The sequence below is a fragment of the Phytohabitans rumicis genome, assembly GCF_011764445.1.
Lineage (GTDB): Bacteria > Actinomycetota > Actinomycetes > Mycobacteriales > Micromonosporaceae > Phytohabitans > Phytohabitans rumicis.
Genome location: NZ_BLPG01000001.1, coordinates 9587472 through 9608880, shown reverse-complemented (window position 1 = coordinate 9608880; position 21409 = coordinate 9587472). Strand labels below are relative to the sequence as shown.

Below are 21409 nucleotides of genomic sequence, written 5' to 3'. Positions count from 1 at the left end.
CGGATCGGCCCGTGCGGTTGCCCCGGGGTCCGTCAGCCCGGGCAACCGCGTCCAGCGAGTTAGCCGGCGGTCAGGTTCCCGTAGTCGATGCCCATGTCACTTCGGGTCGCGAAGCCCTCGATCCCATCGCGCAGAGCATCCGCCGGGAAGAGGTTGGCGATGAAGACAATCGGCGCCTCCTTGCGCCACACCTGCTCGACGGCGTTCCACTTCTGCATGCCCTCCGGACCGAGCGAGTCGGGACGGCGAGCGCGGTGGCCATGGCGGCGTAGAAGTCCTTCGACTCCCATTGCGCGAGGTTGAAAGGCGACCCTTTGTCGGTCCAGAGCCGCAGCTGGTATGCCGGCGTCATGACGAACGCGGAGTCGCGGTCCAGGAATGCCTGGAACTTGCCGCTGTTGCGACCGGCGGAGAACTCGGGTGGCGCGATCTCACGGATCTTCACGTTGAAGCCCGCCTCCTCGGCGGACGACTGGATCTGGATGGCTGTGTCCACCGCGTCGGGGATCCCGCTGTTGACGGTGAGCTCCACCGCGACCGGCGTCTGCACACCGGCCTCGGCCAGGATCGACTTCGCCTTCGCCGGGTCGTACGGGATCGTCTCCAGACCGGTGCCGACGTAGTTGGGGCTGTCGGGCCGCAGGACCGAGCTCATCCGCGCGGCCTGTCCCAGGTAGACGTTCTCGATGATCTGGTCGTAGGGGATCGCATAGGCGAATGCCTGGCGTACGGCGATGTTGTCGAACGGGGCCTTCGTGGTGATCAGCGGCATCTTGATGTGCTGGTTGGTGGGCTGCTTGTAGGTCTGCACCGACCCGCCGGTCAGATCCGCGATCTGGGACGGGAGCAGGTCGAGCGCCACGTCGGCATCGCCGGCCTGGATCGCGGCTGCGCGGGTGCCGGCCTCCGGGACCACCTTGAAGGTCAGCTTCTTGATCTCGGGCTCCCCGAGCGGGTAGTTCGGGTTCGCCTCAAGCACGACCGACTCGCCCGGGGTGTACGAGACCATTTTGTACGCGCCGTAGCCCCAGCCACCTTCGGTCTTGGACCAGGTCACCGCGAACGGGTCGTCCGGGGTCGCCTTCGTCTTCAGGAACGTCGAGTCGAAGATCTGCGCGTCCAGGTTGGACAGCAGCGACAACACGGTGATGCCGTCGCCGGCGTGCTGCAAGGTCAGGCTCACGGTGTGCTCGTCGATCTTCTTCCACGCGTCCAGGCCCGATACGTAGGGGGCGAACACGAACTGGGTGGAACTGGTGTCCGCGCTGTAGTGCCGCTCGAAGGACCAGATCACGTCGTCGGCGGTGAACGGGTTGCCGGCCTGGCTCTTGACGCCCTCCCGCAGGTGGAACGTGTAGGTCAGGCCGTTCTCGCCGACGTCCCAGGACGTTGCGAGCACGCCCTCGAAGGCCGACCAGTCCTGCTTGAGCACGCCGGTCGTGGCGTCCTTGATGTACGGGTTGCGGACCAGCGTCGCCTGGGTGTTGATCACGACCGACGTCTGCGTCTTGCCGCTGTATCCGCCCGAGTCGGCGGCGAAGGTGGCCGGGTCGTCGGACGAGACGATCACCAACTGGTCGAGGGTGTCGCTTTTGGGCTCGGAACCGCCACCACACGCGGCGGTCGCCAGGGCGATCGTGACGAGCAGCGCGGCCGGCGCCAGGCGCCGTCCGCGGATCGCGCTCGGCCCGGCGCCGCCCCTCCTGATTCCTCTGTATCGATGCATTGAACTGACTCCTTCGTAAAGCACTGCCTACATGTTTTGTATACAACTTGGCGGATGTTACGGAGCCCGGCTACGCAGGTGAACTGTCTATTGCCCGGCTCGGGACTCCGGCAGCGGACCGGCCGCGGGCCCTCGCAGGGTCATCGGAGAACAACGCGCGAGGTGCCGGCGAGCACGCGAATTGTCGACAATGGCCAGCCGTATGGGTGGGCACCTACGAGACGGAGACCAGGTTGGTCGAGAGCAAGCCGACCCGCACCGCAGTCGCGCGGCGGCGACGCCCGCGTGCTCGCCGTCCCCTCGATCAGAAGTCGAGAAGGTTTTCCCGGAATGTGGTGTGGTTGTAGCCGTCGCGGATGAGTCCGCGGCGGCGCAGGGCGGGGGCGAGTCCGTCGGCGATCTCGGCGATATGCCGGCGGGTGACGGAGGGCGAGAGCAGGAAGCCGTCCCCGCCGACCTCTGCCATCACCTCGCCCATCATCGCCGCGACCGTGTCCGGAGACCCACAAAAGTCCAGCGCCCCATGGGTCCGATACCCTCCGGTCACCGCTTCCCGCAGCGTCCTGCCGTGAGAGCGTTCGATGAAGGCGCGTAGGGTGCTGGTCTCGCCGTTGCCGACGATGTCGGCGACCGGGGCGTCCAGATCGGCCTGGGAGAAGTCGTACTCACCACCAGTGGAATACGTCAGCCCCCACAACTGGTCCTCGATCGCCTCCGGCGTGCTCGCCGCCGCGTGCATGTCCTTCTGCCGCTCCCGCGCGATCGCATCGCTGTCGCCCAGGATCGGATCGATCAGAAACATCACCTTGCACTCGCTCGGCTTACGCCCGTACTTCTCCATCCGGCGATGGATGTCCGCACGGAACGCCTTCATCCACTCGATGCTGGTGCTGTGCGCCAGCATCGTCTCGGCGTAACGCGCAGCCAGCTCACGCCCCGGATCGGAGTTGCCGGCCTGCACGATCACCGGCTTGCCCTGCGGACCCGGGATCGTGCTCAACGGGCCACGCGTCCTGTAGTACTCGCCCTCGAAGTTCGGGACGTGCACCTTCGTGTGATCCGCGTAGACCTCCACCAACTCGTCGGTGTTGACCGCGTCCGGCTCCCACGACTCCCACAACGCGTTCGCCGCGTCCATCCACTCGTGCGCCATCCGGTAACGCTCCGCGTGCCGGTAGTGCTGATCCAGCCCGAAGTTCTGCGCCGACCGATGACTCACCGACGTCACCACGTTCAACCCCACCCGACCCCCGGTCAGATGATCCAACGTCGTCATCGTCCGCGCCGCGTGATACGGGTGATAGAACGACGTCGACAACGTCACCGCCACCCCGATGTGCTTCGTCCGCTGCGTCATCAACGGAATCAACGGCACCGGATCATTCTTCGGACCCATGTGCCCATGAGCCAACGTCGGCTCCAACGACCCCCGGTAGGTGTCCTCCAACATCAACGTGTCCTCAACCAAGATGTAGTCGAAGCCACCACGCTCCAACGACGCAGCCAAGTCGACATACATGTCCGGCTTCGTCCAATCCCACCGGTTCGAGCCCGCCCACGGAGAACCGGACCACGAGTCCCGACTCCAACGCTGTACGGCGTAGCCCTCGCCGAGGAACCAACCCAGGTGAAACATGCTCACCCACCCTTTCTGCGCGCCCGGCATCCATCGGCCCTGGCGACGCATTGAGTTGTGTTCGTACGAGTTGGCTCCGCCTTCCCAGCGCGCCGATCCCCTCCTGCGGGTCGTTCAGGTGGTGGTCAGAAGCTCTAGAAGTCGAGAAGGTTCTCTCGGAATGTGGTGTGGTTGTAGCCGTCGCGGATGAGTCCGCGGCGGCGCAGGGCGGGGCGAGTCCGTCGGCGATCTCGGCGATATGCCGGCGGGTGACGGAGGGCGAGAGCAGGAAGCCGTCCCCGCCGACCTCTGCCATCACCTCGCCCATCATCGCCGCGACCGTGTCCGGAGACCCACAAAAGTCCAGCGCGCCGTGCATGCGGTAGGACGTGAGCGCTTCACGCAGGGTCTTTCCCTCGGCCCTTTGGATGAAGGCGCGTAGGGTGCTGGTCTCGCCGTTGCCGACGATGTCGGCGACCGGGGCGTCCAGATCGGCCTGGGAGAAGTCGTACTCACCACCAGTGGAATACGTCAGCCCCCACAACTGGTCCTCGATCGCCTCCGGCGTGCTCGCCGCCGCGTGCATGTCCTTCTGCCGCTCCCGCGCGATCGCATCGCTGTCGCCCAGGATCGGATCGATCAGAAACATCACCTTGCACTCGCTCGGCTTACGCCCGTACTTCTCCATCCGGCGATGGATGTCCGCACGGAACGCCTTCATCCACTCGATGCTGGTGCTGTGCGCCAGCATCGTCTCGGCGTAACGCGCAGCCAGCTCACGCCCCGGATCGGAGTTGCCGGCCTGCACGATCACCGGCTTGCCCTGCGGACCCGGGATCGTGCTCAACGGGCCACGCGTCCTGTAGTACTCGCCCTCGAAGTTCGGGACGTGCACCTTCGTGTGATCCGCGTAGACCTCCACCAACTCGTCGGTGTTGACCGCGTCCGGCTCCCACGACTCCCACAACGCGTTCGCCGCGTCCATCCACTCGTGCGCCATCCGGTAACGCTCCGCGTGCCGGTAGTGCTGATCCAGCCCGAAGTTCTGCGCCGACCGATGACTCACCGACGTCACCACGTTCAACCCCACCCGACCCCCGGTCAGATGATCCAACGTCGTCATCGTCCGCGCCGCGTGATACGGGTGATAGAACGACGTCGACAACGTCACCGCCACCCCGATGTGCTTCGTCCGCTGCGTCATCAACGGAATCAACGGCACCGGATCATTCTTCGGACCCATGTGCCCATGAGCCAACGTCGGCTCCAACGACCCCCGGTAGGTGTCCTCCAACATCAACGTGTCCTCAACCAAGATGTAGTCGAAGCCACCACGCTCCAACGACGCAGCCAAGTCGACATACATGTCCGGCTTCGTCCAATCCCACCGGTTCGAGCCCGCCCACGGAGAACCGGACCACGAGTCCCGACTCCACCACTGCAGGCTGTAGCCGGATCCCAGGAACCACCCAAGATGAAACATGCCGCTGTCTCCTTCTGCGTTCACTCCCCGGGAAGAGCGTTGAACCTTGTATACAAGGCACTGGTTTCGGTCGCGTAACGCCAGGATTGCCGGATCATCGTGTTCTCTGCCGTCCTGCGTGGTGATCCGCGTGATGCCTGGCCGCACGGGGAGCATCCGTCCCTTGTGACGACAACCTCCCCCGGAGTCGGCCTTCGCCTCCCCCCGACGTGTATACAATCAGAGGCATAGGCGACCACGGGAGGTGTCAGGCCCGATGAGCGAACGACGTGATCGACTCGCGGACGCACAGGCCGAGCGCGCTCGCCAGTTCGCGTTGCGGCGCCCGAAGCCGGCGCTGCACAACAACTCCGTGGACCGGTCCTACGAGCTGCTGCTGTCGGCGTTCTTCTCCTCGATGCCCGTCGGAACCCAGTTGGACGAGGGTGACCTGGCTCGACGGCTCTCCGCCAGCAGGACGACGGTGCGCAAGGTGCTGACGCTGATGGCGGAGCAGGGTCTGCTGGAGCGCAAGCGCAGGGTCGGGACGGTGGTACATCGCCCGGAGGTCCTCCTCGACCCCGACCTGCGCGCGCTCCGGGTGGGCGCGGCACGGGGCGGCGCGACCCTGGGTGAGCCGACGATCAGGACCTTGCAGTCACCACCGCTGATCGGGCATCCTCTGCGGTGCTCCTCCGAGGACCGCACGGTCCTGATCGAGGCCGACCTCCGGGTTCAGGATCGTCGGATCGGGAGCCTCGCCGCCTACGTGACCGTCGGATGCCAGGGCTCCCCCACGCTCCCGCAGAACTCCTCTGAACAGCTGTTCGGCGACATCCTCAGGTCCGTCGCCGTCGCTTCCACCGATCTTCGGGTCCGGATCGCGAGCGTGCCTGCCGGCGCCGAGCGGACAGCGGGGCGGGGCCCACTCTTTGGATCGAGAACTACCTGGTCTCCGACGACGGACAGGTCGTCGCGTTCGTGATCGTCCGCTGCGACGGATCCCAGGTGCTGGTGCCCCCGTCGCGGCGGGTGCTGTCGCGTGTCTGTCCGGGCAATGACCGCCGAACGCACGTGGGTGGCGCCGATCGACGGGACGCCTCGCAACGAGCTGACCATCCGCCGAGCGCGGGTGCCCGGAACAGACGGGCTTCGCGAACTGCACATCGAAGCCGGGCGCGTACGCCGCGACGCACCGCAGTCGAACACAGACCGGGAAGCCGAACCCGGTCTGGATGCTGGCGGTAACCTCCTGCTCCCCGGATTCGTCGACGCGCACGTGCATCTGGACAAGGCATACCTGCTCACCGAGGCCGAGCGCGAACACGGCATACCGGAGGCCACTCTCGCCGGTGCCATCGGGGCGGTCGAACGCCTCGGACGACGCCCGCTCGCGGAGGTCCACGCTCGCGCCACCCGGGCGGTGCGGACGATGGTCGCGTACGGGACGGTCGCCGCCCGGACCCATGTCGAGATTTCCGCGAGCACGAACCCAGGGATCGTCGAAGTCCACCTCGAGTTGCAGCGCGAGCACCACCAGGCATGTCAGCTCCAGCTCTGTGCCTTTCCGCAGCTCGGGCTGGCCGATCCAGAGATTCGCGCCCGGATGCGGGCCGCCCTGGACGACGGCGTGGAGGTGGTCGGCGGCTGCCCGTACGTCGACGCCGCCCCGGCCGCTCACCTGGACTTCGTGTTCAGCCTCGCCGAACTCTACGGCCGCCCGGTCGACCTGCACCTGGATTTCAGCGACGATCCGGCGCAGTCCCAGATCGACCTCGTCGTCGAGCGCACCCGCACGCACGCGCTGCAGGGCAGGGTACTGCTGGGCCACGTGACGACACTGGCGACGATGGACGAGTACAGCCGCCGCAAGCGGCTCGACGCACTCGCCGAGGCGGGCATCGGCATCGCCGCCGCGCCGGCGACCGACCTGTATCTCGGCGGACAGGGCGAGCCGGGGTTCAGGTCATTGGCCCCGGTCTTCGAGGCGATCAGCGCGGGAGTCGCCGTCGCCGTGGTCAGCAACAACATCGCCAACCCGTTCGCGCCGTTCGGGAATGCGAGCCTGCTCCAGGCCGCGGCCCTGGCCGGCGTCACCCACCGCGCATCGGGACCGGCACAGCGTCGCTATCTTCTCGAGGCGATCAGCACGGTGCCGGCCAGCTTGATGGGCCTGCCACCTCATGGCCCTGCGGTGGGACAGGTAGCCGATCTCGCCCTCGTCGCGGCCGAGGAACCGGACGTCGCGGTCACCCAGACGGTCCCCGTCCTGACGACCGTACGCGCCGGATCGGTCGTCGCCCGGTGACGCCGCCGCGCGCTGGCCTTGCCTGTCTCAGGGCGGCGACCGACCTCGACATCTCCCCGGCCGTCGACGTGGTGAAAGGCGTCCGCGGCCGCATCCGGAAGGCGGACTACACCCGATGAGCATCCCCGCCGGTCTGAATGACGCTTTCCAAGCCTACGAACGCGCGCTGATGCAGAACGACCTCGAGACGATGTCACGGCTCTTCGCGGACGAAGGGACGACGCTGCGCGGCGACGGTGGCGGCCTTCTGATCGGCCACGAGCAGATCGACGCGTTCCGTCGTGGCCGAAGCGGAGCCCTCCCCCGCGAGCTCGTCGATGTCCAGATCCAGGTAATCGACGACAACACTGCCCTGATCGTCGCAGTGACCGCAGCGCGACGCGGTGGACACGGGCTCCAGACCCAGCTGTGGCGACGGACAACCGCCGGCTGGCAGGTCACCGCGGCGCATGTCAGCGCACCGCCCACGACCTTCGACCCGGCGGTCTGGCGCATCGTGGGAGATCCGTTGGTCCCGCCAACGGGTACCGGGGATCTCCAGGGCCAGACGGTCGCGGTGAAGGACGTCTTCGCCGTCGCTGGCCATGCGATCGGAGCCGGGGTACCGACGTACCTCGACGGGCAGCCGCACGCCACGACGCACGCCTCGGCCGTCGCCCGGCTCCTCCGCGCCGGCGCCGCCATTCGCGGCATCGCCCGTACCGACCAGCTGACCTACTCGCTCGCCGGTGACAACCCGCACTACGGCACGCCGGTCAACGCCCTCGTGCCGGGCGCCCTCCCGGGCGGCTCATCCAGCGGGCCCGCGACGGCCGTCGCGCTCGGCGCCGCATCGATCGGACTGGGCACCGACACCGCCGGATCGATCCGGGTTCCGGCCTCCTACCAGGGGCTGTGGGGCCTGCGGACGACGCACGGGTCGGTACCGGTGGACGGCATGGTCCCGCTCGCACCCGACTTCGACACGGTCGGATTGCTCACCCGAACACCGCAGTTGCTCCGCTCCGCCGCCATGGCGTTGGCGCCTGAATCGGCGTTCGCGCTCAGCGGTGCGGTGGTGGATCTCGATGAGCTCGGGCTCACGGATCTCGCCACGTACGCCGAGGCGTTCCGGGTACACCAGGCATTCCAAGCCTGGTCTGTGCACGGCGCCTGGATCGCCGAGCATCCAAGGGCCGTCCTCGGCTCGGCAGGCGAGCGCTTCGCGGCAGCATCCAGGATCACCTCGGCCGAGGACGCACGGGCGCGTGAAGTGCTCGACCGCGCACGTTCGACCATCGACGGCCTCCTTGGCGGGGCCGTCCTACGCCTTCCCGCTGCGGCTGGGCCCGCACCGCGACTGTGGACGTCACCGCGCGAGGTCGAGCGGGCCCGCCGCGCAACACTCGAGCTGACCTGCATCGCGGGGATAACCGGCAGGCCCGCTCTGGTTACGCCGGGCAGCTCGACCTCAGAAGGCCCCGTTGGGCGTTGCCTGCTCGGACCACCCAACTCCGAGCTCGCCCTGATCGCATGGACGATGAGGAACGGCGAAGCGGAATGAGGTCGCGATCGACGCGAACACACGACGGTGCGCTGTATTCGGCGGCGTGCCAGTGCTGCCAGACTGGCACGGTGGATCTGGAGTCGGACCCGACGGTGTTCGTCCCGTACTCGGTCCGTCTGAATGGGCGGGAGGTGCGCACTCCTGCGCTCCTGGTCGTGATCGATCAGCGTGGGGTGAACATCGGTCCCGGTCGGATCCCCACGCTAGCGCTCGCCGACGTCGAATCCGGCCGAATCGAGATCCGGCCGGTGCCGGCCGACTGGCGTCGGGTCGCGAGCCGGTGGCGGAGGGTGTCCTCGTCGATCACCAGGCACACGACGAGGTCGAAAAGATCGCGGACGTCTGCCTCGTTCTCCACCGACCCGCACAAGAACGCGATTCGGAAACGAGACTCCTCGAAATCCTCGGCTGCGAGCGATCTACGAAAACCGTGGCGCGACGCCATTTGTTTGCCATCCCCGGCGCCTGCTGACCCTGGCCCGCCGCTAGCCTCACGGCCACTGCCCAGTCAGCTGGACCTGCCCGGCACCGGCCCAGCTCACTGTCGGCGGTCCTCGACCAACACGACCGCGCAGACCACTGTGGACGTTCGTTTGCTCGGCGGTGGCCGCGTGCCGCCACCCGGTATCGACAGCGGCGAAGGCGACGAGACGCCGCCCGCCAACCGCGTAGCAGCTCACGCCGACGATCTCGTCGGTTCCCATCCGTCGGCCTGGCACCACCGCGCCGGCGGCGACCCGACCGCGTTGTGGACGGCCGTCACATGCACGACGCCGCCCATGACGACCTGACCGGGGAACCGCACGATCCACCGACCGGGCGGGCCGGCGTCACCGTCGTCGTTGGTGGGAACTGTTCCGTGACCACGCCGCCGGAGAACAGCGCGAAGGACCGCCGCCCAGGACATCCAATGTCTCACCCTCAGATGCGAGCCTTTCTGTACAGCGGGACGGAAACGGCAAATATAGTTCTACGTGACTGAATGGGTAGAGTTGGATCACCGACCCCTGGTGCGCTTCACGGCGGATCCGTATCGCCCGCGCGGATACCCGCATGGGCATTGATTCTGGTCTATTTATGTGGCAGGCTCGAAGGTGATCCTGCGCCGCGGTTCCACGCCGTGCTGGAGTTGGGCGGGAACGCCGGCTGCGCGTCGGGTCGCCCGCGAGTCGAGGGGACCGTGGCATGCGCACACTTCATTCGATTCGTCCGCGTCTGTCGGCCGCGGTGGTCGCGACGGTGGTCGCCCTGGCCGGGATGGTCGCGTTCGCGGGCGCGACCGCCACGCCCGCCTATGCGGCGTCGGGCTGCCGGGTCGAGTACCGCACGACCTGGGCGACCGGTACGCAGTTCGGGACGAGCATCCTGTTCACGAACACCGGCGACGCGCTCAACGGCTGGGAGCTGCAGTTCGCCTTCCCGGGCGATCAACGGGTCACCGCCGGCTGGCCAGTGACCTGGAGCCAGGCGCTCGGCAGCAACGAAGTGACGGCCGCGAGTAACGCGCCCTGGAGCGACAATCTGGCCACCGGGGCCAGCATCACACTCGGCTTCTACGGCACCCACGGCGGCACGAACACCGATCCGACCGTGTTCACCGTCAACGGAACGACCTGCCTCAGCGTCCCCGCGGCCAACCAGCCGCCGGCGATCAGCATTACGAGCCCGCAGTCCGGCCAGCTCATCCAGGCGCCGGCCCCGGTGCAGTTGGCCGCGACCGCGATCGACGACCACGGCGTGGCCCGGGTTGAGTTCCGGGTGGACGGCACCCTCGTGCTGGCCGACACCACCGCGCCCTATGCGGGGGTCCTCACCGGGTTCCCGGCCGGCGACCACGTCCTGGAGGCCACAGCGATCGACAACGGCGAGCCACCGCTGCGGACGTCGGCCCGGGTCCCGTTCCATGTGGCCGCCCCGACCGGAGCCCTCGTCGTCACTCCGACATCGCTGGTGGTTCCCGATGGTGGCCAATCGTTCTTCGTGGTCCAGATGACCGCACCGCCCCCGAGCGCCGTCATCGTCTTCCTGACCCGGACCGGGGACCCTGGCATTACCTGCATACCGACCACGATCGTGCTCACCCCGACCAACTGGTCGACCGGGGTTGTCATCACGTGCACGGCCACGGTCGGACCGCCAGCCACCACGGTGTACACCCTCAGCGCGACGGGCTACAGCTCGGTGTCCACCATCCTCACCCGACCATAAGGTGCGCCCTTCAACTGTTGTTCGTGCTGTTGTCGTCGACGGTTGCGAGGTGGGTGCGGATCTGGTTGGCCTGCGGCATGCCGAGGTTGGTGTAGAGGGTCAGGGCTTGCTGGTAGTACTGGCGAGCGCGGGCGGAGTTGGCGAGGGTGCGGTGGGCGTGGCCGAGGCCGGTGTGGGCGCGGGCCTGCTGGTCGCCCTCGCCGGTATGTGTGGCGATGCTGAGCGCGGCGGCGTGGTGGGTGACGGCATCGGTGGGCCGGCCGGCGGCGTGGGCGGCTTCGCCTTTGCCGTTGAGTACGGACACTTCGCCGTCGCGCTCTCCGGTCGTGCGGAAGACTGTCAGTGCCCGCTGGTAGTGCTTGGTGGCTTGACTGGGCTGGCCGATGTGGGTGTGGACCCGGCCGAGACCGTCCAGCGCCCAGGCTTGCCCGCTGCGGTTGCTGGTCTGGCGGAACAGGTCCAGGGCTCGCTGGAAGTGGTCGGCGGCCAGACGGTAGCGGCCCAGTTCCAGGTCGAGGTCGCCGAGGTTGGTTGACACCCAGGCATCGCCGGTTCGGTCGCTGGCCCGTCGGTATACGGTCAGGGCCTGGTGGAAGTGGTTGGTGGCTTGCCGATAGCGCCCCAGCCGCCGGTCGACGATGCCGAGGCCGTTGAGGGCACGTGCTTCACCAATGTGGTCGCGGGCCTGTCGCTGTCGGGTCCGGGCGTGGCCGGTGGCCGGCCGGGCGCGACCCGCTGGCGATGCGCCGACGCGGTCGCCGCCACGCCGGAACAGACGCAGGGCTTCTCGCAGATGCACGGTGGCCTGTCGGTACCGGCCCATTTGCAGGTCGATGGCGCCGAGGTTGGTCAGTGCGCGGGCCTGTCCGTTCGGGTCGCCGGTACGGCGAGCGGCCTGGTGGGCGTGGTCGTGGATGGCCAGGGCGTCGGTGAAGTATCCGCTGGCGAGGTAGCGATGCAGGATGACGGACAGCCGAATGGCATGGGACGGCCAGCCGTGGGTGGCGGCGTGCGCGGCGACAGCGACCAGGTTGGCTCGTTCGGTGTCCAGCCAGGCGCGTGCGTTGTCCAGGTCGGTCAGTTTCGGGGTGGGCGTGCCGGGTGGGGGATGTGGGGCCGCCGGTACGCTTCGGCCGGGTAGAGGGCGTCCAAGGCGGTGGCCGCCGTGGCCAGGTAGTGGTCGAAGAGGAGGGTCAGGGCGGCGCGGCGTTCGGGTGGGGGATCTTCGTCGCAGGCCCGGCTGGCGGCGTAGGCGCGGACCAGGTCGTGGAGGGTGTACCTGCCGGCAGTGCCCTGTTGCAGCAGGTGGTCGCCGCACAGGTAGCGCAGGTGGGTCCAGGTGGTGTCAAGGTCGGGGCCGGCCAGGGCAGCGGCGGCGTGGGCGTCGAGGTCCTGCCCGGGGTGCAGCGCCAGTCGCCGCAGCAGCCGTTGTCGGTCGGCGGGTAGCCGCTGGTAGGACAGGCTGAGTGCGAGTTCCACGTCGGTGTCCAGGCGCCGGTCGTGGTGCCGTTCGTCGAGCCGGTCGGCGTGGTCCGTTAATGTCCAGCCGGGTGTTCCCGAATGTGTCCGGCGATCAGCCCCAGGGCCAAGGGTAGGTAGCCGCAGCGGCGGGCGATGCGAGCCGGAGCATTCGGGTCGGAGCCGACGGGTACGTCGGGTACGGCCAGGAACAGCAATCGCAGGGCCTCGTCGGGAGTGAACACGTCCACCGCGACGTGGGTTGCGGGGATCAGGTCGGTGAGGCTTCGTCGACTTGTGACCAAGGTGAGGCAGCCTGGTGCGTCGGCGAGCAGCGGCCGGACCTGATCCGCCTCGGCGGCGTTGTCCAGCACCACCAAAGCACGGGTCTGACCGAGCCGGTCACGGTAGGCGGCGGCGCGGGCGGGCAGGTCATGCGGGATCTGCTGGCCGGGCACCCCGAGCAGGCGAAGGAAGCCGTCCAGGACGGCGGCGGGGTCAGCAGGCGGTTGGGCACAGCCCGGGTGGAATCCGCGCAGGTTGACGAACAGGATCCGGTCGAACGTCTCGTCCTGGGCCAGGAGGTGCCCGGCGTGGACTGCGAGTTGGGTCTTGCCGACCCCGGCCATCCCGGAAATCACCACCGCGCCACCGTTCTGCTGGCTGTGGTGCAGTGCCTCGCGGAGCTGATCCAGTTCGGTTGCGCGGCCGGTGAACCCGGCCAGGTCGGGCGGTAGCGTGTCCTGGACCCGGACCTGCGATGCCGCCTGGGCCTCCCCGCCTATGACCTGCAACGCCTGCCGCCATTGGGTCACGTACCCCACGTCCGGGTGCAACGCCTGGACCACCGCGATCACGAGGTCGGTGTTGAGGCGTCGCCGGCCGTTCTTGAAGCAGTCCGCGACCGTCGCCCTTTTCGCCAACTCGCCACCAGGCCGGCCGGTCGTTCTCCAGGACATGTTGATGCGATGTTTGATCGTCTCGTAGGACGGATCACCGGCCCAGACCTTCAACACCCGCAACCCTTCGGTGAGCTCGTCGAGACTGCCGGCCTGGCCCGGGTCCGGCAGCCCGACGAACCCACCATCCGATCGCGGCACAGCCATAGATCCACCTAAACACGAGCCGGTGGTGAGGTCAGGGGCTATGTCCATGATCCGGCTCGCCGGATCTAACGGCGTAGCTCGATGCCCACGCATCCGGAATCGTCCGGGATTCCCCCACCCCAGCTTCAGCCGCTGAACGCTTACGACAGCCACCGCACTCACAGCACAAACCGTTCCGGGAGGCGAGGATACGTCGTTCACGCGGCGGCACCTGTCGGCGTACTCATCCCGATAACCAGCAAGGAGGAAAGACAAGTGGTAAAAGGTAGGTTGCTCATGCGAGCGTCAACGCTGATCCTGCCGGCGCTGGTCGCTGCGGTCGCTCTAGCGGGGCCCGCAAGCGCAGGCAATGCGCCGGTCTCTCCCGGCGGTGCCGACACGACCACCAGCACAGATGCCGGCACGACCATCAGCACATACGCCGATCTCATTCGCGCCGGGGTCGACCCGAACCTCCAGTCGGTCACGTGCTCGACGCAGTCCTTTCCGGTTCACTGCTTCGTCATCGAACCCACCGTCACCCAGGAGGCGACCACCTACCCGGCGATCCAATTCCAACCCGGGCAGCGCGTGGTGATCGAAGCAGGCGGGTGTGTGCAGACCGGCGGCCGCGGCCTGACCTGGAAGCGCTACGTCAACCCGAGCCCAAACAACGGTCTCTACCATGGCACAATCGCCATTCCCGGCGCCACCAACGGCCTAGTGGTGATCCAGAATGTCATCAACCGGCCGCTCCTGGTGGGCGCGAACGGCGGAGCGCTGCAACTCGGCTACCAGGACGACGGCTATTCCGACAACGGGTATTCGGCGCATGACAACGGTACCGGCGACCAGTGCAAGAACGTCGAGAACGCCTGGGTACACATCACCATCTCCTGATCACCTACACATCCCCGTCCGAGGCCATGCAGGGCGTCGAACATCACGCATACTCCTGTTCCAGGATGGCCAGGTCACGGTTGGCGAACTGCACGTGCGCCCACTCGTCGCTGAAAATGACTTGCAGGCACTCAACCGCCGTACGCTCGGCCGGCCGCGGGCAGCCCATCGTGGTGTTCGGCCCCCGCACCCGGTCCAGCTCCTCCTGCGTGACCTTCGCCAGATACGCGCGCAGATCAGCGATCCGCTCGGCGCGCACGGCGAGGATCTCACCGAGGGTGGGCGCGGCCGACTCGTCGATGCCAAACTCGGCGCCGTTGGTGATGAACGATGCGGGCACCCCGATCGGATGGAACGGATTCGGGCGAAGGGCCGCCGCATGGCCGTACCACGCGTCCACGACGAAGATCGTGTGGCGAAGGGTTTGGGCGAGCGACCATTCGTCGTTCACTGCCCTGTAGACGGCTTCCTGCGGCAGCCCACTGGCACGTCGGACCGTCGCTTGCCACAGCTCCTCGACGACATCCACCGCATCGCGCATCGCCTCGGGTGTGGTCGGCCGCAGTCGCAGCCGTTCGGGATGCAGGCGATCCAGCTCGGCCTCGATCAACGGCATGACCTCCACGCCATTAACGCGCAGCCCGTCGATCGCCCCGTCGATGTCGGCGTTGAACAGCAGCACGCCACGCATCCGGGCGCCGCTGAGATCCACCTCGCGGAAGGTCGCGCTGGCCATTGACAGGTCGATGAACTCCGCACCCTCGTAGTCGGGCTGCTGCACGAATCGCGTCACCGGCACATCGTAGGAGCCCGGTACGACAAAACCACCAGCGCGGAGAGTGAGGTAGGGATGCTGTAGGCAGGCTCGCCAGCCTCGACGCGCTGCTGGCGGGTGCGAGCGCGTATCCGACCGCGGTGGCCGTCGGCGTGGTGTGGGGTACGGCTGGGAGGGCAAGACCTGAATGTGACACCACATTAGGTTCACGTGTGGGGGTTCTGCTCTTTGGGTGAAATTCGTGAGCATTCCCCATAGGCCGGCCAGGGCTGCACCGGCCCATGAGGACAGTGGTCTATCAGGTGGCCTACGTGTGGTACCTGAGCAGAAACAGACGCTCCAGGCTGCCGCCCGCTCGGTCCGTTGCTGCGCACGGTGCGCGTCAGGCGTAGATGAACCAGTAGCCCGGGGGTAGCTGCTGCCAGTCGGATACCAGACGCACTGGAGCGGGCCGGTCCAGCCGTAGTTCTGGATGCCGTAGTTGCCGATCCGGACACATTCCGAGTAGTCGTAGACGACGCCACGAAGGATGGGTGTGGCGTGCGCGGGCGCGGCCCCGACGAACACCGTCGAGCCGACCAGGATCGTCGCCACGATCGCCATCTTGAGTCTGCGCATCTTGCCTCCATCGGTAGAACGACGGAGGTAAGAATAGATGGTGTTCGATCAAAAGGGATCGTCCGTCCCGGCAGTATGTGTCAGCCACCGGCAGGAGCGGTCTGTTACGACGACATCGTCACCGACCCGGACACCGCCGCCGTGGTAGCGATCCGCCGGGGCGACGCCGTCTACACCCGCCACCCACCCGGGCCTGCGCGGGCGGCCGCACGCGCTGAACCACCGACCCGGGTCCTGACCTCGAAGCCCGCAGGCCGCCACGGCCACCGCGCGTGCCCAGCGTGCCCCACATCCTTGCCCGCGCCCGCTGCGGGCCCTCGCCACCAGAACCCCAGCCATCCCGCGGGCAGGATTGCGCATGCCCACGCGCCGCCTATGCGCGCCCATCAGCGACCAGCCATGAAGGAGACCACGGTGGACACCGGTGACCCGTGGCCAGCGTCAGGCACGGCGCTGCGACCGCACCACGGGACTCACGGCCCAACAATCGGTGATCTTCATCATACGGAGAAAGTGCATCGGCGGCGCCCCACTGCTACACAGCGAGAAGGTCGCCCGCCCTCGCCCGCTGACCAAGTTCCATGAGTTCCCGCGAACCCAAGCGTCTCCACCCCAAGCCGGGCCACCAAATCTTGTGTCAGCTGGCTGTCGAGGCCGGCCGCACCGGAGGGATGAGTAACACCGTGGCGTTCGGAGACGGATGCCGCTCGCGCGAACCAGCCGCGGATTCCGGCCCACTACCCACACCGGCGGCCCTCGCGGCCCGGCGCCGCGGGCACCCCTTGCCGCAACGCACGTGCAGCTTCCCGAAAGGCCAGCGCCCAGTTGATGTCTACCAAGTCGACGAGAACGGCTCTAGAGACCTCTCGCGGTGAGGGTGAGGAAATCAAAAGATGTTGAGCTGCCGCGACGCCCGTCGCGGTCCGTGCCGTTGCTCCCGCGGCCTCACCCTCCGCGTCCCACAACCCACAGCCCCTGGGCCAGAGGTGGAGTGCTACCGCGAACAAGCTGACCGGCTCTTCCTCCCTATCGGAAACGGTCCGCCGTCCGCATACCCACCGGCACCGTTCGTCTGTCGATTGTGGACCGCGCAGGGCGAGGCCGCGGGAGCGACGGCACGGACCGCGACGGACATCGCGGTAGCTCAGAACTCGATCCTGAACCTAACCTCAAAATCTCCATAGCTGGCCCGGTGCGGGACTTTCGTTGGTACAAGGGTCGTTGGCGTTCGCGGCGCGGCCGCTGCAGTTGACCGGCCCCGCTGCTGGTCCACACACCGGCGCTGCGACCATTGTGGACATCATCCGCCGCGAAGGACACCGAAGGCGTGCGCGCCAAGCTCGAACGACTTTGGGTACCACACTGTCGATGAGCTGGATGCGTTAGCCTGCCAGTCGACCGAGGGCCAGTGCGTGCGCCTGGTCGAGGGACTCAGCAGCAGTGCAAGGGACGTCCGGCTGCACACCGGTGCCCTCCCAGTTCGCGCCGGAGACGGGGTTGATGGCGCGGCCAGTGGGGACGGTGGTTTCCAGGTGTGGGTGCACGGTCCAGCCCTTGCACGGATGGGCGCCGCCGCGGGTGCGCTCGCCGACGACCACGGCGCGGCCGAGTTGCTGCAGGTCGTACGCCAGCTCCTCAGCGGCAGAGAAGGTGTTGTCACTGGACAATACATACAACGGTTTGCTGCCACCGAAGCGCGCGCCGGGAACGTGCGGCAGGCTCCAGGACTGCTCGCTGCGCTCGCCGTCGCGCCAGTACATGGTGTTGAGGTGAGTGCGCTCGTCCAATAGGTAACTGCAGATGAAGGCGACCGTGTCCGGGTCGCCACCCCGGTTGGCGCGAAGGTCCACGATCAGCGCCTGGGCGCGGGAGGCCAGGGTGAGCGCGGCGCTCAGCGGTTCGGCGGCCCACTCGAGCGGAAACAGCATCGGCGCCAGCTCCACCACGGCGACCCCTCCGCCGAGCAACTCCACCCGGGGCGCACCGCCCAGCGAGGTGTCGAAGTCCCGGCGCATGGAGGCCAGGGTGGCTGCCCCTGCTGGGAGGGCACCGGGTCGGCGTGGTGCTTCAGTCTCAGGTGTCTGTCGTCGTTGGCGGACTGCAGGTCCGCGGTGACCAGACGGGCGAGCTCCTCGGCACCGTCGACGTCATAGGCGCCCTCGGCGAGGCGTCGTTGTAGCAGACCGGCGAGCTGCTCGGCTATCTCAGGGAAAACGTAGTGCTCGGTCAGCAGCCTGGCTATCTCGTCGATGACAGGGGCAGGCTGAAGCTTCGTCAGGGTCGTCACGGCAGGAAGTAGAGCACTGCCCTTACGAAAACGTCAAAGACGTATAGGCACTTTCGGTATGCATGATCAGCCTTCCCCGCGATGGCCGCTTCGGCCGGGCCGGTCCGTGGCGTCGCGCTCGCGGCCCTCGCCTTTGATAACTCGCGCGTTATCGCACGGCGTGCGAAGTTGTCGTTGATCGGGGTCCGGTGTCCAAGCAGGGTATGAGCATGCCCTTGGACATGGCGGCGAGGTACGCCGTACCCGGCGCGCTGCGTCGGGAACTGGAACCCATCGCCCGCGTCACCGCCCGGATCGGCACCGGCCCCAGGCCCGTCCTGCGGGCGTCGACCGGCTCGCGGCAGTTCGAGTTGATGCTGCGGCCATCGACGCCGCTGAGGGGAGATCGACGTGCGCGGCTATAGCCAGCGCGCCTGCGACTTCCTGGTAGGCGAGCTGATGGGCACGCAGCTGCCGGCCTACCATCCCGGCCCATCCCCATCGACCCCCGAATCGCTCGGCGAGCTGTTCGCCTGAGCGCGACACTAAGGACGAGGAATGAGAACCCAATCCCCCGCGACCACGGAGACCGGGGCGCGCGTTTACGGCGTGCATCAGCGTTCGGTCATCCGCGGCAAGGTCTTGCGGCCGGTGGCGGTCACGGCGCTGGCCGCCGCGCTCCTGACCGCGGCGGCCACACCCGGGATCGCCAGTGCGGACAGCAGCGTGACCGTGCCGAAGGCCGCTGCCGTGCAGGATCGCCCAGAGCTGCAGAAGGCCATCCAGGAGTTCGTCGATGCCGGCTTTGCCGGGATGCAGCTGCGCGTGCACGATCAGCGGGGCGAGTGGGCTGGCAGCGCCGGTGTGCGCACGCTGGGCCAGAGCGCCAAGCCGCCGACGAACGGGCGGTTCTGGGCGGGCAGCGTCACCAAGACCTTCACCGCGACCCTGGTGCTGCAACTGGTGGCGGAGGGCAAAATCGCGCTGGACGCCCCGGTGGCTGGCTACCTGCCCGCGCTCGGGCTGGACCGGCGGATCACAGTGCGGATGATGCTGCAGCACACCAGCGGGTTGTTCAACTACACCGGCGAGGACTACGACGACGGGACGGTCGTGCCGGGGATCCCGGCCACCGGCGACGAGTGGCTGGAAAACAGGTTCCACAGCTACCGGCCAGAAGAGCTGGTACGGCTGGCGTTGTCCAAGCCGGCACGGTTTGAGCCGGGCGCGGACCAGAGCTACTCCAACACCAACTACACGCTGGCCCTGCTGCTGATCGAGAAGGTCACCGGCCGCTCGTACGCCCAGGAGATGCAGCGGCGGATCCTGCGGCCGCTCGGCCTGAAGGGCACCGTCGTGCCGGGCAACCGGACGCAACTGCCCGGGCCGCACGCCCACGGCTACTACCGCTACCAGGAGGCCGGCCAGCAGAAGGTAGTCGACATCTCCCGCCAGAACCTCTCCCTCCTGGCCGGCGCCGGTGACCTGATCTCGACCACCCAGGACCTTCACACGTTCATCTCCGCGCTGAATAGCGGCAAGCTCCTGCCGGCCCCGCTGCTGGCCGAGATGCGCAAACCGTACGGGAAGTACAACTACGGATTCGGCCTGTTCGTGCAAGATCTGGGCCCGAACTGCGGCACCGTCTACCAGCACAACGGCAGCCCCCGCACGGCTACGGGGCGCTGATGTACAGCTCACCCGACGGCAGCACGACCCTGACCGCATCGGTGACCTGGGTGGACGAGGCCACAAGAGGCCCGGCGAAGGACTTCCCGACGCTGGTGGACAGGCTTGTCAAGGAGGTGTTCTGCGGCGGGCAGGATAGACCGACCGTGTCTGCTCAGCCGACGAACGACCGCGAACGGAGTGGCAAGTGATAGAGGCCGACGTGATCATTGTGGGCGCTGGCCCGACAGGTCTCATGCTGGCTGCTGAACTGCGTTTGGCCGGTGTGCGACCGCTGGTGTTGGAGCGGCTGCCGCAGCGCCGGGACACCCCGAAGGCCGGTGGTCTCGGCGGGCAGATCCTTCAGCTGCTGCGCTGCCGGGGCTTGCTGGAACGATTCGAGGCAGCCTGCACCGGCCCCGTTCCGGCGCCCCGATTCCCGTTCGGCGGTGTGCATCTGGACTTCACCCAGCTGGCGGATCCCCCGATGCACGCCCTGCCGCTGCCGCAACAGCAGCTTGAACAGTTGCTCGGCGAACGCGCCGACGAACTCGGTGTCGACATCCGCCGCGGGCACGAGGTGATCGGGGTGAGCCAGGACGACGCCGCGGTGACCGTGGACGTGCGGGGACCGGATGGGCCGTACCGGGTGATCGCCCGCTACCTCGTGGGTTGTGACGGCGCGCGCAGCCGGGTCCGTGACTGGGCCGGCATTCCGTTCCCCGGCACCACCTATCCCGAGGTCAACCGGCTGGCCCAGGTCACCTTGCCGGAAACGGTGAGCGTGCGCGGCAACGGTGATCTCGATGTCCCCGGCTTCGGCACGATCCGCGCGGGTTTCACCCGGACCGGTCAGGGTCTGCTCGGAGTCGGCTCATCGCCGGCTTCCAAGGTCGTCTCCCTCTACACGATCGAAGACGAGACCACCGAATACGACGACGACACACCGATGACCGTAACCGAACTCCAGGACAGCATCCGCCGGGTACTCGGCGCGGATCTGCCGGTGGGAGAACCGATTCGGCTGTCACGGTTCACCTTCAAGGCTCGGCAGGCCGAACGATACCGTGACGGGCGCATCCTGCTGGCCGGTGATGCGGCGCATCTGTTCCCCGCCACCGGTGTGGCACTCAACGCCGGCATGCTCGACGCGGTCAACCTGGCCTGGAAGCTGGCCGCCGACATCCACGGCCAGGCGCCGGCCGGCCTGTTGGACACTTACCACGACGAACGCCACTTCGCCGGCACCCGCACCATGCTGCACACCCGAGCTCAGGTGGCACTGCGGCGCGGGCACGACCCGGCCGCTGACGCGCTCCGGGAAGTCTTCCAGGAACTGCTCGCCGACGAGCAGCCGCTGCGCCGGATGGGAGCGCTGGTCGCCGGCACCGACATCCGCTACCCGATGCCCGGCTCCCACCACCACGCGTTGGCCGGCACCTTCACCCCCAACCTCACCCTGCACACCGACCAGGGCATCACCAGCGTCGCGGAACTCATGCACCCCGCACGGCCCATCCTCCTCGACCTCGCCGACCGCCCAGACCTTCGCCGGACCACCCGAGACTGGCAGGATCGCGTCGACATCCACACCGCCAAAACCGATCAGCGACCGGCTGACGTCCTGCTGATCCGTCCGGACGCCCACATCGCCTGGGCCGCAACCCTCGACGAACCTGACGACACCGCCGCGCCCGCGCTGCGAGAAGCACTCTCCGGCTGGTTCGGCACACCCCGCATCAGGTAAGCGGAACTGGGCCACGCCGAGCTCGCC

19 protein-coding genes and 1 pseudogene are annotated in these 21409 nt (G+C 67.7%); 10 read left to right on the top strand and 10 right to left on the bottom strand.

Translation table 11 applies throughout. From position 1 onward, the window contains the following. Window positions 1–70 precede the first annotated feature (70 nt). The 3 genes from Prum_RS43485 to Prum_RS43475 all read right to left on the bottom strand — a co-directional run bounded on the left by Prum_RS43485 (window position 71) and on the right by Prum_RS43475 (window position 4824). Entirely contained in the window at window positions 71–1726 is a 1656-nt protein-coding gene (locus Prum_RS43485) for an ABC transporter substrate-binding protein (RefSeq protein WP_173083215.1), read from the bottom strand. Between the two features lie 304 nt (window positions 1727–2030). Further along, entirely contained in the window at window positions 2031–3245 is a 1215-nt protein-coding gene (locus Prum_RS43480; protein ID WP_218577660.1) for an NtaA/DmoA family FMN-dependent monooxygenase, read from the bottom strand. Beyond that, on the bottom strand, window positions 3187–4824 hold the full coding sequence (locus tag Prum_RS43475) for an NtaA/DmoA family FMN-dependent monooxygenase (protein WP_281369152.1): 1638 nt from the start codon (window positions 4822–4824) through the stop codon (window positions 3187–3189). Before Prum_RS43475 ends, Prum_RS43480 begins: the two co-directional genes overlap by 59 nt. Before the next feature lie 256 nt (window positions 4825–5080). Between Prum_RS43475 and Prum_RS43470 the strand changes: the two genes are divergently transcribed. From Prum_RS43470 to Prum_RS43460, 3 genes are all read left to right on the top strand, one after another. Then, window positions 5081–5788, top strand: coding sequence for a GntR family transcriptional regulator (locus Prum_RS43470; RefSeq protein WP_173083213.1), 708 nt, complete (start codon window positions 5081–5083; stop codon window positions 5786–5788). 57 nt (window positions 5789–5845) lie between these two features. Continuing rightward, window positions 5846–7111 (top strand): amidohydrolase family protein, encoded by a 1266-nt coding sequence (locus Prum_RS43465; protein ID WP_173083211.1) that lies wholly within the window; start codon window positions 5846–5848, stop codon window positions 7109–7111. 115 nt (window positions 7112–7226) lie between these two features. Continuing rightward, a complete protein-coding gene (locus tag Prum_RS43460) occupies window positions 7227–8654 on the top strand; it encodes an AtzH-like domain-containing protein (RefSeq protein ID WP_173083209.1) in 1428 nt (475 codons plus the stop codon). Between the two features lie 166 nt (window positions 8655–8820). Here Prum_RS43460 and Prum_RS43455 read toward each other — a convergent pair whose 3' ends face one another. After that, the gene (locus Prum_RS43455; RefSeq protein WP_173083207.1) at window positions 8821–9102 is read right to left on the bottom strand and encodes a hypothetical protein; all 282 of its coding nucleotides are present in this window, start codon (window positions 9100–9102) and stop codon (window positions 8821–8823) included. Between the two features lie 740 nt (window positions 9103–9842). Between Prum_RS43455 and Prum_RS43450 the strand changes: the two genes are divergently transcribed. After that, window positions 9843–10865 (top strand): cellulose binding domain-containing protein, encoded by a 1023-nt coding sequence (locus Prum_RS43450; RefSeq protein WP_173083205.1) that lies wholly within the window; start codon window positions 9843–9845, stop codon window positions 10863–10865. Window positions 10866–10875: 10 nt separating this feature from the next. On the opposite strand, the gene Prum_RS53015 is transcribed toward Prum_RS43450, so the two are convergent. The 3 genes from Prum_RS53015 to Prum_RS53005 all read right to left on the bottom strand — a co-directional run bounded on the left by Prum_RS53015 (window position 10876) and on the right by Prum_RS53005 (window position 13429). Further along, on the bottom strand, window positions 10876–11781 hold the full coding sequence (locus Prum_RS53015) for a tetratricopeptide repeat protein (protein WP_246278715.1): 906 nt from the start codon (window positions 11779–11781) through the stop codon (window positions 10876–10878). A gap of 161 nt (window positions 11782–11942) precedes the next feature. Further along, window positions 11943–12344, bottom strand: a complete 402-nt coding sequence (locus Prum_RS53010; protein ID WP_246278727.1) for a hypothetical protein — start codon at window positions 12342–12344, stop codon at window positions 11943–11945. A gap of 56 nt (window positions 12345–12400) precedes the next feature. Continuing rightward, window positions 12401–13429: an AAA family ATPase gene (locus Prum_RS53005; RefSeq protein WP_246278502.1), complete on the bottom strand. Its 1029-nt coding sequence runs from the start codon at window positions 13427–13429 to the stop codon at window positions 12401–12403. Window positions 13430–13705: 276 nt separating this feature from the next. On the opposite strand from Prum_RS53005, the gene Prum_RS43440 reads away from it, so the two are divergent. After that, the gene (locus Prum_RS43440) at window positions 13706–14308 is read left to right on the top strand and encodes a hypothetical protein (protein ID WP_173083203.1); all 603 of its coding nucleotides are present in this window, start codon (window positions 13706–13708) and stop codon (window positions 14306–14308) included. Window positions 14309–14351: 43 nt separating this feature from the next. Here Prum_RS43440 and Prum_RS43435 read toward each other — a convergent pair whose 3' ends face one another. From Prum_RS43435 to Prum_RS55535, 3 genes and pseudogenes are all read right to left on the bottom strand, one after another. Continuing rightward, window positions 14352–15101 carry a DinB family protein gene (locus Prum_RS43435; protein WP_173083201.1) on the bottom strand — a complete coding sequence of 250 codons (750 nt, stop codon included), beginning with the start codon at window positions 15099–15101 and terminating at the stop codon, window positions 14352–14354. A 1982-nt stretch (window positions 15102–17083) separates the two neighbouring features. Next, window positions 17084–17716, bottom strand: coding sequence for a S41 family peptidase (locus Prum_RS50310; protein WP_246278501.1), 633 nt, complete (start codon window positions 17714–17716; stop codon window positions 17084–17086). Between the two features lie 83 nt (window positions 17717–17799). Further along, window positions 17800–17988 (bottom strand): annotated as a pseudogene (locus Prum_RS55535) (hypothetical protein); the annotation flags it as partial. Window positions 17989–18197: 209 nt separating this feature from the next. Between Prum_RS55535 and Prum_RS43425 the strand changes: the two are divergent. Genes Prum_RS43425 through Prum_RS43415 form a run of 5 tightly spaced genes read left to right on the top strand, consistent with a single transcriptional unit; the run spans window position 18198 to window position 21382 of the window. Continuing rightward, on the top strand, window positions 18198–18392 hold the full coding sequence (locus Prum_RS43425; RefSeq protein ID WP_173083199.1) for a hypothetical protein: 195 nt from the start codon (window positions 18198–18200) through the stop codon (window positions 18390–18392). Beyond that, window positions 18379–18504, top strand: coding sequence for a hypothetical protein (locus Prum_RS54200; RefSeq protein ID WP_281369108.1), 126 nt, complete (start codon window positions 18379–18381; stop codon window positions 18502–18504). The genes Prum_RS43425 and Prum_RS54200 overlap by 14 nt, the downstream gene beginning before the upstream one ends. 21 nt (window positions 18505–18525) lie before the next feature. Further along, window positions 18526–19656, top strand: a complete 1131-nt coding sequence (locus Prum_RS43420) for a serine hydrolase domain-containing protein (protein WP_246278500.1) — start codon at window positions 18526–18528, stop codon at window positions 19654–19656. Beyond that, entirely contained in the window at window positions 19656–19847 is a 192-nt protein-coding gene (locus Prum_RS53000) for a hypothetical protein (RefSeq protein ID WP_246278499.1), read from the top strand. The genes Prum_RS43420 and Prum_RS53000 overlap by 1 nt, the downstream gene beginning before the upstream one ends. Then, entirely contained in the window at window positions 19844–21382 is a 1539-nt protein-coding gene (locus Prum_RS43415) for an FAD-dependent monooxygenase (RefSeq protein ID WP_281369107.1), read from the top strand. Before Prum_RS53000 ends, Prum_RS43415 begins: the two co-directional genes overlap by 4 nt. Window positions 21383–21409 lie beyond the last annotated feature (27 nt).

Excerpts from the sequence above, each read along its gene's own strand:
- Prum_RS43485 (WP_173083215.1), bottom strand. The coding sequence starts at position 1,726 with ATGCATCGATACAGAGGAATCAGGAGGGGCGGCGCCGGGCCGAGCGCG.
- Prum_RS43480 (WP_218577660.1), bottom strand. The coding sequence starts at position 3,245 with ATGTATGTCGACTTGGCTGCGTCGTTGGAGCGTGGTGGCTTCGACTAC.
- Prum_RS43475 (WP_281369152.1), bottom strand. The coding sequence starts at position 4,824 with ATGTTTCATCTTGGGTGGTTCCTGGGATCCGGCTACAGCCTGCAGTGG.
- Prum_RS43470 (WP_173083213.1), top strand. The coding sequence starts at position 5,081 with ATGAGCGAACGACGTGATCGACTCGCGGACGCACAGGCCGAGCGCGCT.
- Prum_RS43460 (WP_173083209.1), top strand. The coding sequence starts at position 7,227 with ATGAGCATCCCCGCCGGTCTGAATGACGCTTTCCAAGCCTACGAACGC.
- Prum_RS43455 (WP_173083207.1), bottom strand. The coding sequence starts at position 9,102 with ATGGCGTCGCGCCACGGTTTTCGTAGATCGCTCGCAGCCGAGGATTTC.
- Prum_RS43450 (WP_173083205.1), top strand. The coding sequence starts at position 9,843 with ATGCGCACACTTCATTCGATTCGTCCGCGTCTGTCGGCCGCGGTGGTC.
- Prum_RS53005 (WP_246278502.1), bottom strand. The coding sequence starts at position 13,429 with ATGGCTGTGCCGCGATCGGATGGTGGGTTCGTCGGGCTGCCGGACCCG.
- Prum_RS43440 (WP_173083203.1), top strand. The coding sequence starts at position 13,706 with ATGCGAGCGTCAACGCTGATCCTGCCGGCGCTGGTCGCTGCGGTCGCT.
- Prum_RS50310 (WP_246278501.1), bottom strand. The coding sequence starts at position 17,716 with ATGCGCCGGGACTTCGACACCTCGCTGGGCGGTGCGCCCCGGGTGGAG.
- Prum_RS43425 (WP_173083199.1), top strand. The coding sequence starts at position 18,198 with ATGCCCTTGGACATGGCGGCGAGGTACGCCGTACCCGGCGCGCTGCGT.
- Prum_RS43420 (WP_246278500.1), top strand. The coding sequence starts at position 18,526 with ATGAGAACCCAATCCCCCGCGACCACGGAGACCGGGGCGCGCGTTTAC.
- Prum_RS53000 (WP_246278499.1), top strand. The coding sequence starts at position 19,656 with ATGTACAGCTCACCCGACGGCAGCACGACCCTGACCGCATCGGTGACC.